Here is a 13,446-nt window from a genome sequence, read left to right as displayed (position 1 = left end):
CCGCGCGATACGTCGCGGCCGAGGCCACCCGTGTGCGTTCCGCACTGCAGTCGCCACCCACCGCACACCGGAGGAACCCCACATGACCACCTCGATCCAGCAGTCCCCGTTCGGTCAGCCCGCCCCGGGCGGGTGGGGACACATGCCGCCCGCAGCGCCGCCTGCCAAGAAGCCTTCGCGCCGCAAGTCGTGGTTCACGCACAGCGCGGTCGCGCTCGTCGCACTGGGCCTGGGAGCCGGGATGGGCGGCGGCGCCAACGCGGGCGACGGTGAGGCGGCGACTCCCGCACCGACTGTGACGGTGACGGCCGCCGCCAAGGGTGCCGCCCCGACCGAGACCGCGGCCAAGCCGGCGACGCCGACGACCGAGCCCGCCGACATCACGGCGGCGTCCGCCGCGAAGATCTCCGGCGACGGCGAGTACCTGGTCGGCCAGGACATGGAGCCCGGCACGTACAAGACCAAGGGCCCAACTGACGGCTCCATGTGTTACTGGGAGAGGGCCAAGGACTCCAGCGGCGACTTCGACTCGATCATCACCAACGGCACCCCGACCGGGACCGGCCGGGTGACGGTCAAGAAGGGCGAGGTCTTCAAGACCCAGGGCTGCCAGGACTGGACCAAGGCCGGCTGAGCGGCAACGGGCGCTCCGACCCTCGGGCCGCGACGAGCACACAGTGCCCGGGACGACCGTATTCGTCAGCCCCTCCGCGCCCCTCCCCCTCGATGGGGTGGCGCTACGCCGCCCGCCGCCCACCCGACGCGAACGCCGGGGGCATCATCCTCACCGACCGCGTGCCGGTGTCCGACCCATCCTCCGAACCAGCATCCGGCCCCCGGGAGACAGCACATGACCGTGACGGAACAGCCCCAGCAGAACGCGAACCACCCCACCGACCCCGCTCAGCCGACCCCCGCCGACCAGCCCGTGCCCATGGCCGGCCTGGTGGAAGCCCGCCTGGAGGAGGCGGCGCTCACCGAGCCCGTGAAGGTGCTCCTGAAAGAGGCCCTGGGCGACGGCGAGCCCCAAGGGACCCCTCCGATCGGCCGGATCTACCTCGAGTCCGTCGCCGTCGCCCGGTTCCGCGGCATCGGACCGCGCGCCTTGCTCAAGCTCAGCCCCCGGCCCGGCGTGAACCTGGTCGTGGGTCGCAACGGTTCCGGCAAGTCCAGCGTCGCCGAGGGCATCGAGACGGCCTTCACCGGCGTGAACATGCGGTGGCAGGGGCAGCACGCGATGCGCAGCAGCAACTGGCGCAACCTCCACGACACCGACGGCAGGCCGGAGATCGAGGTCAAGCTCGCCATCGAGGGCGAGGCTGGCCGCAGCACCCTCACCCGCACCTGGGAGGGCGACGACTTCGACGACTCCCAGGCCGAGCTCAAGCGGCCCGGACACGGCCGCGCACCCCTCGACCAGGTGACCTGGAAGCAGGCCCTGCGGGACTTCCGGCCCTTCCTGTCGTACGTCGATCTCGACCGCATGATCAGCGGTAAGCCCTCCGAGATGTACGACTCCATCGCCACCATCCTCGGCCTCGGGCAGCTCAGCGCCGCCGACGGCCGGCTCCGCCAGGAGGCCAAGGCACTCGAAGACGCGGAGAAGGTGGCAAAGGCGGAGCTGCCAGGCCTCATGGAGGCCCTGTACGAGCTGGAGGACGACGACCGCGCTGTCCAGGCACTCGTCGCCGTCGACACGACGGGAACGCCCGACTTCGAGACCATTGAAGCCCTGGTCACCGGGCTGCCCGCCGACACGGACGACGGCCTGCTTGCCGCGCTGCGCGCCGAGGCCGACGTACAGGGACCCGAGATGGCGCAGGTCCGCACGACCGTGGACCGCCTGCGCAGGGCTCTCGCCGACGTCGAGGACCTGCGTGGCACCATCGCCGAGGGCGCCCTGCAGCGTGCGGAACTCCTCGAACGGGCTGTGGCGCACAACGACCGTCACCCCGACGCTGCCTCCTGCCCCGTGTGTGGGACCGACGGAATGCTGGACGCGGCATGGGCCGCGGACGCCATCGCCCAGATCGCCGCATTGCGACAGGAGGCGGAGGCAGCCGCGGACGCGCGCAGCGAACTCCGGTCGGCCGCACGGGCCGTGCAGGACCTTGTTCACACGCCCCCGCGGATCCCCGCCGCCCTCGCCGACCCGTGGTGCGCATGGTCCGCCTGCCGGACGATCAGCGATCCCGACGAACTCGCCCGGCGCGCCCACGAGGCCGCCGCGACGCTGGCCGATGCCTGCGCCGCGGTCAAGGAGAACGCCGTCAGGGAGCTGGAGAAGCGGGACGAACGCTGGCGCGGGCTCGTCACCCGCCTGGCGGGCTGGGCGGAGAGGGCCCGTGCCGTTGAGGCGAACAAGCCTCGGCTGCGGGACATCAGGAAGGCGAGCACCTGGATCAAGTCGTTGGCCGCCGAGTTGCGGGAGCAGCGCATGGAGGGCTTCGCCGACCAGTCGCAGCGGATCTGGGAGCGGCTCCGCCAGGAGAGCAACATCGACCTCAAGGCCGTGAGCCTGAAGGGCAGCGAGAAGGCCACTGTCCGCAAGCTCGTCATGGATGTCTCCGTCGACGGCCAGGAGGCCTCGGCTCTCAGTGTCATGAGCCAGGGCGAGCAGCACTCCCTCGCGCTGTCCCTGTTCTTGCCCCGGGCCGCCACCGCCGACAGTCCGTTCGGCTTCATCGTCATCGATGACCCCGTGCAGTCCATGGACCCGACCAAGGTGCACGGACTCGCCCAGGTGCTGAACGAGATCGGCAGGCACCGGCAGCTCGTCGTCTTCACCCACGACCCCCGTCTGCAGAAGGCGTTCACCGACCAGGAACTGCCGGTCACGGTCTTCCAGGTGACGCGTGGCGAGAAGTCCCGGGTGAAGGTCGACTGCGTCGACGACCCGGTCGCCCAGGCCATCGGCGACGCCCGGGCCATTGCCGCCACCCGGGGCCTTCCTCCCGAGACGTACAGCCACGTGCTGCCCGGCCTGTGCCGTATCGCCCTGGAGAACGCCTTCCTGGAGGCCGCGTGGATCCGCCACCACCGCACCGGCAGATCGGAGCAGGACCTCCAGGCCGCGATCGACAGCGCGGAGAGGTTCCAGGAGGTCGCGGCCTTCGCCCTCTTCGGCGACGTGAAGCGCGGTAACGACGTCAAGGAGGAGGTGCGCCGCCGCTACGGAAGTCCGGCGTGCTCCCTGATCCAACAGTGCCAGAAGGGTGCCCACCCCGACGGCACCTCGTTCCCCAACCCCCACCGCTTCGTCACAGACGTCGAGAACCTGGCGCAGAAGATCCGCAAGCCGGAGGTGACCGCATGACCACACCTTCCTCCGTTTCCGTCGAAGGTCTGCTGCTCACGGCCGACCGCCTCCTCGACGGCGAACTCGCCCACGCCACCACCGTCGGCCGGTACCGCGGCGCATGCCTGGCGCTGCGGACCGCGCTGGAGCTTTGCGTCGACCGGGTACTGGAAGCCGCGACGCCCGGTCTGTCCCGCACCACGGGGCGCGCCAAGCTGCTCCTCCTGCACTCCGTCGCGTCGGTGGAGACGGCCCGACGGGCGAAGGCCCTCTGGTCCCAGCTGAGTCTGGGCTGCCACTACCACCTGTACGAGCTCGGGCCTACGCACGACCAGGTAAGGGCCTGGCGGACCGAGGCGGACGGCCTCGTCCGAGAACTGATCCACTGACTGTTCGTCACCGTCTGGTTTCTGATAGTTGTTTCAGCGGGGTACGGGCACATGCCCGTGGCGGTGTCCCCCGACACCGCAGGGAGGACGCAGATGAGCACCACCACTCGGGACGAGATCCTCGCCGGTGAGCAGCGGGCGGTGGACCGCGCATACGACTGCTACACCGCGAAACTGGCTGAACTGAGCGGCACTTCGGCCGCCACCGCCTCGGCGAGCGGCAAGGACGGGATCGCCAACCGGGCCGAGGCGGAGGCTCGCGCAGAGGCCTACGGAGGGCTCGGCGACGAAGCCCTGGTCTTCTCCCGCGTCGATGCGCCGGAGGACCCGGGAGGAGACCCCCGTCCCTGGTACATCGGGCGCCGCGGCGTGCACGACGCCTCGCACGAGCCGGTGGTCCTGCTGTGGACCAGCCCCCTGGCGAAGAAGTGGATCGAGACCCGGCCCGAGAACCCGGGCGAGGTGGTCCTGCGTCGGCAGCTCCGCTGCGTACAGCGGATCATCGAGAGTTACTTCGACGAGATCTCCCTGCCGACGCCCGCTTCCGGGCCCTTGGCCGTACGCGAGCCCGCCGCTGTACCGGAGCCCCGTCAGGCCGCCGACGACAGCGCGGCGGAGGAGATGGACGCGTCTCCCGCCCCGGAGCGTATGCCGGCCCCGACCCCCGGCGATGTCGTACAACGCCAGCGGCGAAAGGCGCTCCAACCGGACGACTTCCTGCTGCGGGAGCTCCAGCGGTCGCGCGGCGGTCGAATGCGGGACATCGTCGAGACCATCCGCCGTGACCAGATGGAGCTGGTCACCGGCTCGCCCTCGGACATTCTCGTCGTGCAGGGCGGCCCTGGTACCGGCAAGTCGGCGGTCGGTCTCCACCGGGTGACCTGGCTCGTCAACAACGAGCACTTCAGGGCTCAGGACATCCTCGTCATCGGCCCCCACCAGCGGTTCCTCGACTATGTCGGAAAGGTCCTCCCCACCCTCGGCACCCGGGACGTCAACGCCGTCCAACTGGACCGCCTGTGGGAGGGCGAGATCCTCGGCGCCGACTCTCCGAAGGCGCGCCTCGTGAAGTCGGACAAACGCATGGCGGACGTGCTGCGGCGGCGCGTCGAGAGCGACTACCGCCCTGAGGCTCTCGACGCCCTCACCGTTGCCCCCTCCTTCGAGGGCGATGAGCCCGCGATCGTCGTCACCGCCGGCAGTACGACCCTCCGCGTGCCGAAGTCCGAGGTCCTCGCCCTCCTCGACCGGGCCCACACCGGCGACGGGCCCTTCCGGGAGCGGCGCGATCGTTTCCGCGGCCTCTTCGTCGACCGGCTCCTCCAGGAGCTCGCCGACATCGCGCCGCGCCGCGGGCAGGCCGGAACGATCCGCCGCGACCTGGAACGCAACCGCCGGGTCGAGCGCCTCGTCGAACGCATCTGGCCGTCCCCCGGCCCCCGGGAGGCCCTGCGCAGCCTCTACGACTCGGCCGACCTCCTGCGGGACTGCGCTGACGGCATCCTCGACGAGGACGAGCAGGCGGCCCTGCTGCGGGTTCGCGCCGCCAGTGCCGACGACGATCCATGGACCCTCGACGACCACGTCTGCCTCGAAGAGCTCCGAGTGCTGATCAGCGGCGACACCCCACCGCGATACGGCCACATCGTCGTCGACGAGGCCCAGGACCTCACGCCCATGCAGGCCCGCTCCCTGCGGCGGCGCTCCGCCGTCGGCGGCTCCATGACCGTCCTGGGCGACCTCGCGCAGGCGACGGGCGCCCACATCCCGACGAGCTGGGACCTGCTCGGCGCACTCCTCTCCGACCACGGCGACTGGAGCGTGGCCCAGCTCACCACCAGCTACCGCGTCCCCGCCGAGATCATGGAGTTCGTCGCCCCTCTCGCACGGACGATCGCTCCGACCCTGCCGTACCCGCAGGCTGTCCGGGAGGCGGGAGCGGACGCCGTACGGACCGTGGCGACCGAACCGTGGAAACTGCTCGACGACACCGTCGCCCACGTGGCCCGGCTGATGGACACCAGTGACGGCAGCACCCCCCGCTCTGTGGCCGTCATCGTTCCCGACGACTCGGACTGGCTGGACGCCATCAGCCGCAGGATCACCGAGGACGGCGACATCGGCGAGCGGAACCGCGAGGCCGTCTCCGTGCTGGCCGCAGCTCAGGTCAAGGGCATGGAGTACGACCACGTCCTGGTCGTCGAGCCCGCCACGATCGCCGACCGCGGTCCCGCCGGGCTGCGCCAGTTGTACGTGGCCCTCACCCGCAGCACCCAGAGCCTGACCGTCCTGCATACCGCCCCGCTGCCAGAGGCGCTCACCGCTTCCGGGGACGCCCCAGCACCGACGGTGCCCGCTGTCCAGCCGGAGGACGGCGGAGTCGGAAGGCTTCCCCGGATCGGTACCAATGTCCGGGTCGAGGTCGTGGACCGGGCCCCGGGCGGTCGCTACAAGGTCAAGTCGTTGTCGCCGGTGATCGACCGACCGCTCGTCCTCACCGTCCGCCATGGATCGGTTCCCCCTCTGCGGGGCGCGAAGTTGGACTGCTGGGTGTTTGCCAACGAGACGACCCAGACGGTGCTCACCGCCGACCAGCGCGGTCGGTCGCCCATTTCGGAGCGGATGGCAGGGCGCTACCTCGCGGCACTGGATGTTCTCAGAGAACTGACCGAGAGCGACGGCGGCGTTCCCGACGCCCGCAGCCGTCTCTCCGAACTCCAGGGCATGGCCAACCGCATCCTCCGACGGGACCAGGCCGACTGGGTCAACGTGCTTCACCTGCTCGGCGATCCGGACAGAGAACGACTCGGAGCTCTTCGCGACCTCGCCGCGACGACCAACCGTGCGCTCAAGGAGGGCACCTTCGATGTCGGCCGACTCGCAGAGGGGCTGGCAGTTTCCGGCTGGGCGGGACACCTCGCTGAAGCGCGGCGAGAGCTCCAGGAGCGCTTCGACACAGCTACGAAGCCGAACTCCGACGACGCGGCCCCCGTCGCCCCGACACAACCCGATCAGAAGGAAGAAGTGCAGATGACCACTGCGGACACCGCCGCAACGCCGGCTGCGAACACGAAGGACGGCTTCCTTCACGCGCTCGAGACGGCCGCCGGCACCGACCGCGCGTGCAAGAAGCACGAAGCGGTTCGTCACGCGCTGAAGGCGTCACTCCTCTGGGCGGACCTCCAGCCGGTCGACTCACCGGTCGTCGACGTCAGCTGCGTCACCCAGCACGGTCTCTTCCTTTACGAGGCCCTGGGCGCAGGCTGCTCCGCCTACGCGGACTTGCGATCGGGTGCGACCCGCCTGCTCGAGATCAACCACACGCTGCCAGCGCCGGCCGACGGTCTCTACCTTGTTCTCCCCGAACCGCCCGCCGAGGACTGGTCTGTAGACACGATTCGCGACGTCTTCCGTGTCAATGTCCTCTGGCGCAGCCCGGCTGGTTGGGGTGGCGAGAACGCAGACATCGCTCTTGGCCCCTCTGGGGTGAGTAATTGGCAATAGAGTTCTTCAGTTCGCTCCCGCGCCCTGCAGGTTCACGCCAGCGCCGACGGCCGCGCAGTGACGGCCGTACTCCCCCTGATCGGCATGGCCCGGAAGGCTGTCAGCCGGGGCCGATCGGGTGCCCCGGCTGGGCCGTTGGCCTATATGGGGCCGTTTCCGGGGGGTTCTCGGCGTCCGCCGAGGCGGTCATCGTGGATGTGGCCGGCGACGGCGGCGAGCTGGTCGGGGTCGGCGAGTTCCGTCAATCCGTGGACCGCGGCGTCCATGCGGTCAGGGCTGTCCATGCCGACGACCCAGGTGACCATCTGGTCCTCCAGGGCTACGTGCGCCCCAACGTGGTGGACCAGGCTCTGCTCGTACAGCTGGGCGATCGGAGAGGACGTTGTAGAGGACGACCGCGGATTCCTTATCGGGATCGAGGCACCGATGTCGACGGGGGCGTGCCAGCGGCGGCCGTGTGAGAGGGGGCCGAAACCAGGGGATTTGTCCAGATTCCCACGTCCCATTCGTTCCCATGCCAGCTCAAAAGGCCCCTCGGAGATCACTTCCGAGGGGCCTTTCTGGTGCATCGCGCCTGTTCAGACACAGTGCCCCCGGCAGGATTCGAACCTGCGACACCCGCTTTAGGAGTTCGATCAGACCCCGCTCCGGCTGCTGCCGTCGACTGGTGCGACGGTTGGACGGAGACGCTGGTGTATGCCCCCGTCCGGCGTCGTTGATGTCAGCCGTAGATGTCAGAAGCCTTCCGATCCGTAGCTCTACGTGGCTCGGCCAGCCGGGGGTGCGGGGCGCGGTGAGTGTCGCGGGAGTCGCTTTCCGGGCGTTGGTGGATGTTGTACTCCGCTGGGCCCTCGTCGCGAACCGGATGCCCAGACGGCCACGTCACATCAGGCGTACGGAAGTACTTTTGCCCTACGAAAGTAGATGCCATGATGAGGACATCTGAGGAAGCACTATGGAGGGACGGGAGAACCCATGCCTAGCAGCGAGCACTTCAGCTCGGCCACGGCCAGGAGCGACCTGCAGGCCGCGCAACGGGCCCAACTGACCGCGAACACATCGCCCCCCTATCCAACGTGGTGGGCCCCTGTGGCAGGCGTTACTCACGGATTCGGAATGGCCCTGGCCGCCGGGCCGCTTCTGTACGAGGCGGATGGTGCGGCTTGGAAGCTTGCGTTACTGCTCGCTACGATCGTGACGCTGTCCGTCTTCCCGGTCATGTGCGCGGTGCGGGTGACCCGCATGCGGGTCCGTGCCTGGCCACCACGTGGAACCATGAGACAACGCGCGCTCGTCGAAGGCCTCCCGGTGGTCGCCTATGGGTTGGCCGCCCTTGCTTTCCTTACGTTCGGCTGGAGCGTGGGTGCGATCGCTCTAGGAATCCTCGGAGGAGGCTCCCTGTGGTGGCGAGAAACCCAGAAGAACTTCCTCCGCTCCAAGTCGGTCGCGATGCTGAAGGCGTCGGGGCACACGGAATGAACCATGCCGTGTCACCGGCGCTGGACCAGGCGATTCACCATCCGACACGGCTGACCATGATGGCATTCCTCGCTGGTTGCGCCGAAGCCGAATTCGCCGCAGTCCGTGAGTACTGTCATGTCTCCGACGCGAGTGTCAGCCGCATCGCGACCGCCCTGGAGGAGGTCGGGTACGTCCACGTCCGTAAAGGAGCGGTCGGACGCCGCCCACGCACTTGGTTGTCGCTGACATCGGCCGGCCGTACGGCTCTCAAGCGTCACCTTGCTGCGCTGCAAGCCATCGTCGACGCGGCGCAAGCAGCAGGCGCGGAAGCAAGCGATCACGATAGTTGAGGCGCGACTCAGTGCAGTTTCGGCGACAGCCTTAGGAGGGCGGCAGCGGCCGGCTCTTCAAGGTCGGCGGAGCTGCCTTGGGCTGAAGTCACGTTGACGTGAGTGATTAAGACCCGTAGATGTCAAAGGCCCCGGACCATGATCGCTCCGGGGCCTTTGTGTTGGTGCCCCCGGCAGGATTCGAACCTGCGACACCCGCTTTAGGAGAGCGGTGCTCTATCCCCTGAGCTACGAAGGCGGGGTCGTGGCCCTGTGGGTCACAGGCGTCAGCGTACCGGATTCGGGGTGGGGGGTGTGGGGGTCGGGGGGTGGGGTCAGGTCAGGGGGAATCGGGTGAAGCGGGAGGCTGTGTGGAGGTCTGTTTCGATGTGGGAGGCGGTGGAGAGCAGGGCGGGGAGAAGTACGTGGACGCACTCCTCGGTCGTGCGGCGGGCGACGTGGGTCGCCGCGTTCAGGGCGGCGATCACCTGGCCCGTCCGGTCGTGGATCGGGACCGCGATCGCGCGCACGCCCTGTTCCAGTTCCTCGTCGGTCAGGGCGTAGGGCGGCGGCGCGTCCCCGGTTTTCGGGACGAGGATCCGGCCCATCGATGTTCCGTGGGCCGGCAGCCTCGTCCCTACCGTGATGTCGACGCTCATGACGTGGCTCGCGGTCGCCCGGGCCGTGTACTGGATCTCGTCGCCCCGCTCGGTCAGGACCGCCAGGGAGGTCGTCTCCTGGATCTCGTCCGCCAGCGTCGCCATGTGGGGGGCCGCGATGCGGGGGAGAGACGTACGGGAGAGGGGTGGGAAGCCCAGGGCGAGGACTCGGGGGGTGAGGGCGAACGTGCGGTGCGGGGTCGGTGTCACCAGGCCCAGGTGCTCGTACGTGATCAGGGCCCGGCGGGCCGTCGCCCGTGCCAGGCCCGTCGCCTTCGCGACCTCCGTGAGGGTCAGCTCCGCCCTGCCCTCGCCGAACGCCGTCAGGACGGTCAGGCCCCGGGCCAGGGACTCGACGAACTCCCGGCCGAGTTCCTGTTTCGACGCGCCCGTCCAGGTCGCCAGGCCCGCGGGGGGTGGGCCGGGGTGCGGGGGCGAGGCCTGGCGCAGGTCGTCCTCCATCGCCGACACGGCCGCGCGGAGGCGGGGCAGCAGCGTTTCGCGCAGGCTCGCCGCCGTGTGCCGGCTCGTGTGGCTGACGACGTTCGCCACGCACGCGATCCGGGCGGTGCGTGGATCCCGTACGGGGACGGAGACCGCCACCAGGCCCGGTTCGATCAACTGGTCGTCCAGGGCGTAGTCCGTGGAGGCCGCTCCCGCCGTCCTTCGTGCGAAGGCCTCCTCCTCGTCCTCTTCCGCGTCGTCGTCCCTGTCGTTCCGCCTGCTTTGCGGGGACGGCGGTACCGTCGGGAAGTTGTGGTTCTGTGGGTCCGTTGTCCGGCGGGTGCGCCAGGAGTGCCACTCCTCGTCCGTCCACTCGGTGGCGAACAGCGGGCCGGGGGCGGTGCGTTCGGCCGGGAGCAGGTCTCCGATGCGGAAGCTCAGGGACATCGCGCGGCGGCGGGTCGCCTGGTGGATGAAGCGGATGCCGTCGCGGTCGGCGACCGCCAGGGAGACGGACTCGTCGAGTTCGTCGGCCAGGCCGTCCGCGCGGGCGGACAGCAGCGCGGGCAGGCGCAGGGCGGCCAGGTAGGCGTTGCCCAGTTCCATGACGCGGGGGGTCAGGATCGCGTCGCGGCCGTCGAGTCGGACGTATCCCATGCGTGCCAGCGTCGCCACGATGCGGTCGACGGTCGACCGGGCCAGGCCCGTGGCGCGTTCGAGCGCGCTGAGGCTCAGCACGCCGTTCGCCTCGGTGAGCCGGTGCAGCACGGCGACGCCGCGCATCAGCGGGGCCACGGCCTCGGCGGGTGCCACGGCTTCGGTGGGGGCTCCGGTGTCGGCGGAGGTGGCGGGGTCGGGTTGTGGCATGGGTGGTGTGTGCTCCCCGTGGGGGGTCTCCGGGACGGGTGTTCGTCACGGGTCGTCGGGACACCGTAACGGGACGGGGGGAGGTCGGTGCGGGTCAGGGCTTGGGCAGGGTGTTCACGTAGTGGGTGCCGTCGGCGGTGAGGGCGGCGACGGCCTTCTGGGCGTCCTTGCCGGAGACGTCCTGGTCCGCCTGGTAGTAGAGCCAGTCGACCTTCATGTCCCAACTGCGGGCCCCCTTGAAGGGGAGGTCGATGAACCAGGTGCTGAAGTTGACGGTCATGGGCTCGCGTGGGGAGTGCTCGCTGCCGTTGGTGAAGAGGTCGCGGCCGTCGATGGAGTAGGTGGTCTTTCCGTCGTGCACGGTGATCACCATGGTGTGCCAGCCGCCGAGCTTGGTGATGTGGGACTTCGTGGCCCGGTCGTTGGTCGCGCTGTCGCGCCAGCTCGTGGTGTCGAGTCGCGGCCCGTTCGCTCCCCAGCCGCCGTTGGGCAGGTACTCGTAGTCGTGTTCGCTGTACTTCTTCGACTCGTGGTCGGGGGAGATCGTGAAGAAGGACTCGGCGTGTGGTCGCCGTCGCGGCCGTCGGCGGGCTTGTCGCTGAGGTGGACCCGGGCGACCAGCGTCCCCTCGAAGACGGTCCCCCCGGTGCTGTGGAACTCGGACTGCCGGGTGCCTTTCTCGGTCCCGTCGGTCTCGGCCCGCAACTGAAGCGCCTGACCCTGACCTTGTCCCTGATCTTGCCCTTGATCTTCTCCCTGAACCTGACCCTGATCCTGGCCTTGTCCCTGATCCTGCCCCTGGCCTGCCTTGGTGTCCTCCCCTGCGGGGAAGCTGACGCCGTCCTTCGACCAGGTGTCCTTGATGCCCGCTTGAACACAGTGGTGGGGTCGCTGTGTGAATTAGGGGACAGGGCAATGGCGGGTACGGCGGAGCGCTCTACGCGGGTTGATCCGCGGCGCGCGTCGCGCAGTCGGCATCGAAGAGGGCGCGGGGCGAACGACACGCCAGTCGAGACGACGACGCGGGACACGCAGGGCGCGTGGGGCACGCAGGGCGCGCGGGATACGCGGGACACGTGGGACACGCGGGTCTACGAGACCGTCGTCCTCGTGCCGGCTCGCAACGAGGAGATCGGCGTCCTCACCTCGCTGGAGTCCTTGGCCGCGCAGTCCCGCCGGCCCGACCTCATCGTCGTGGTGGTCAACAACTCGACCGACCGCACGGACGAATACGCGCGCCGGTTCGCCGAGGACGAGAACGCGCCGCCCACGGTCGTCCTGAACTTCGACGACAACCCGCACAAGAAGGCCGGGGCGCTCAACTACGGGCTGCGCTGGCTCAGGGAGGCCGTCGGCGGACGGCTGACCGACCGGGTGGGCCACATCCTGGTCATGGACGCCGACACGGAGCTGCACTCCAGGTTCGTCGAGCGGGCGCAGAACGTTCTCGCGTCCGACCCGGAGCTCGGCGGCGTCAGCGCCGCCTGCCTCGGCCGCACCGACCTGTGGCGCAACCCCTGGCAGCGGTTCCTGCTCGGCATGCAGATCATCGAGTACGGCCGGGCCGCCAACGCGCGCTACCGCACGGACGTCCACACCATGTCGGGGGCCGGTTCCTTCTACCGGGCCGAGGCCCTGCAGAACCTGATCGACTGGCGGGGCGAGGTCTTCTGGGAGGACCACCGCAACCTGGTCGAGGACTACGAGACGACGCTGGCGCTCAAGGAGTCCGGCTGGAAGGTGACGGCCAACCAGCTCTGCATCGCCTACACCGACCTCATGCCCACCCTGCGTGAGCTGATCCAGCAGCGCGAACGGTGGAGCCGCGGGACCGTGGACACGCTGCGCCGTCGCGGCTGGACCAAGTTCACCTGGCACACCATCGCCACGATGATCCTGGGCTGCATGGGCTTCGTGTACATCCCGGGATGGGGTTCGGGGCAGCTCCTCATGGTCGCGCAGCACGGCCTCCCACGAAAGCCCCTGGTTGTGGGCGCTCTTCGCGTTCTGGATCGTCTATCCCGCGCTCCGGGTCACCAACCTCGGCTGGAAGGCGATGCTCGTCGAGGCCCTGCTGATCCCCGAGCTCGTCTACACCGTGGTGCGGGCGTACTGGCTCTTCTCGTCCATCGTCAAGTCGTATGTGACCCGCGTGTCCGCCTGGAAGTAGGCCCTGCAGGTGGGTCCTGGGACCAGGTCCTGGATCAGGTCCAGGAAGTGAGTCGGGGAAAGATCGGGGAAAAGAGATGAACACCCTCAAGGGTCTGGGGGGCGTGCGCGGTGCTCGCGGTCATCACCTATGCGGTGACCAAGGTGGCGACCGTCGACCAGTTGATCCTCGGCTTCACCGTCGGGGCCGTCGCTCTCAGCACGCTCGGGTACGCGGCGTCCGTCAGACGACGCAGCAAGGACCGCCGGGCGGCCAGGGGAAGGGTGAAGGCCAGGGCCAGGGCCAGGGCCAAGGGCAGGCGCGCCGCTTCCTGAAGAATCGTTTC

General features: G+C 69.3%; 11 protein-coding genes and 1 tRNA gene. 8 read left to right on the top strand and 4 right to left on the bottom strand.

Annotation, left to right across the window (positions count from 1 at the left end):
• The first annotated feature begins 82 nt into the window (after positions 1-82).
• From OG352_RS18240 to OG352_RS18225, 4 genes are all read left to right on the top strand, one after another.
• A complete protein-coding gene (locus tag OG352_RS18240) occupies positions 83-634 on the top strand; it encodes a hypothetical protein (protein ID WP_329218201.1) in 552 nt (183 codons plus the stop codon).
• Between the two features lie 216 nt (positions 635-850).
• Entirely contained in the window at positions 851-3,316 is a 2,466-nt protein-coding gene (locus OG352_RS18235; protein WP_329218200.1) for an AAA family ATPase, read from the top strand.
• A complete protein-coding gene (locus OG352_RS18230) occupies positions 3,313-3,687 on the top strand; it encodes a hypothetical protein (protein ID WP_329218199.1) in 375 nt (124 codons plus the stop codon). The genes OG352_RS18235 and OG352_RS18230 overlap by 4 nt, the downstream gene beginning before the upstream one ends.
• A 93-nt stretch (positions 3,688-3,780) precedes the next feature.
• Positions 3,781-7,191, top strand: coding sequence for a HelD family protein (locus tag OG352_RS18225; RefSeq protein WP_329218198.1), 3,411 nt, complete (start codon positions 3,781-3,783; stop codon positions 7,189-7,191).
• Positions 7,192-7,331: 140 nt separating this feature from the next.
• Here the strand turns inward: OG352_RS18225 and OG352_RS18220 are convergent, their stop codons facing one another.
• Complete coding sequence (locus OG352_RS18220) at positions 7,332-7,496, bottom strand: hypothetical protein (protein WP_329218197.1); 165 nt, start codon at positions 7,494-7,496, stop codon at positions 7,332-7,334.
• An 811-nt stretch (positions 7,497-8,307) separates the two neighbouring features.
• On the opposite strand from OG352_RS18220, the gene OG352_RS18215 reads away from it, so the two are divergent.
• Both OG352_RS18215 and OG352_RS18210 read left to right on the top strand, forming a co-directional pair.
• A complete protein-coding gene (locus OG352_RS18215) occupies positions 8,308-8,670 on the top strand; it encodes a hypothetical protein (RefSeq protein WP_329218196.1) in 363 nt (120 codons plus the stop codon).
• The gene (locus OG352_RS18210; RefSeq protein ID WP_329218195.1) at positions 8,667-9,002 is read left to right on the top strand and encodes a transcriptional regulator; all 336 of its coding nucleotides are present in this window, start codon (positions 8,667-8,669) and stop codon (positions 9,000-9,002) included. Before OG352_RS18215 ends, OG352_RS18210 begins: the two co-directional genes overlap by 4 nt.
• 162 nt (positions 9,003-9,164) lie before the next feature.
• Here the strand turns inward: OG352_RS18210 and OG352_RS18205 are convergent.
• The 3 genes from OG352_RS18205 to OG352_RS18195 form a co-directional block, all read right to left on the bottom strand.
• Positions 9,165-9,240, bottom strand: a tRNA-Arg gene (locus tag OG352_RS18205).
• A gap of 76 nt (positions 9,241-9,316) precedes the next feature.
• Entirely contained in the window at positions 9,317-10,951 is a 1,635-nt protein-coding gene (locus OG352_RS18200) for an IclR family transcriptional regulator domain-containing protein (protein ID WP_329218194.1), read from the bottom strand.
• A gap of 94 nt (positions 10,952-11,045) precedes the next feature.
• Positions 11,046-11,312: a hypothetical protein gene (locus OG352_RS18195; RefSeq protein WP_329218192.1), complete on the bottom strand. Its 267-nt coding sequence runs from the start codon at positions 11,310-11,312 to the stop codon at positions 11,046-11,048.
• A 749-nt stretch (positions 11,313-12,061) separates the two neighbouring features.
• Here OG352_RS18195 and OG352_RS18190 point away from each other — a divergent pair.
• The gene (locus OG352_RS18190) at positions 12,062-13,201 is read left to right on the top strand and encodes a glycosyltransferase family 2 protein (protein ID WP_329218191.1); all 1,140 of its coding nucleotides are present in this window, start codon (positions 12,062-12,064) and stop codon (positions 13,199-13,201) included.
• A 30-nt stretch (positions 13,202-13,231) separates the two neighbouring features.
• Positions 13,232-13,435 carry a hypothetical protein gene (locus OG352_RS18185; RefSeq protein WP_329218190.1) on the top strand — a complete coding sequence of 68 codons (204 nt, stop codon included), beginning with the start codon at positions 13,232-13,234 and terminating at the stop codon, positions 13,433-13,435.
• Positions 13,436-13,446 lie beyond the last annotated feature (11 nt).

This window comes from Streptomyces sp. NBC_01485 (assembly GCF_036227125.1).
Lineage (GTDB): Bacteria > Actinomycetota > Actinomycetes > Streptomycetales > Streptomycetaceae > Streptomyces.
Note: the sequence above shows the minus strand (reverse complement) of the source record. Positions and strands in the feature narration are given on the sequence as shown.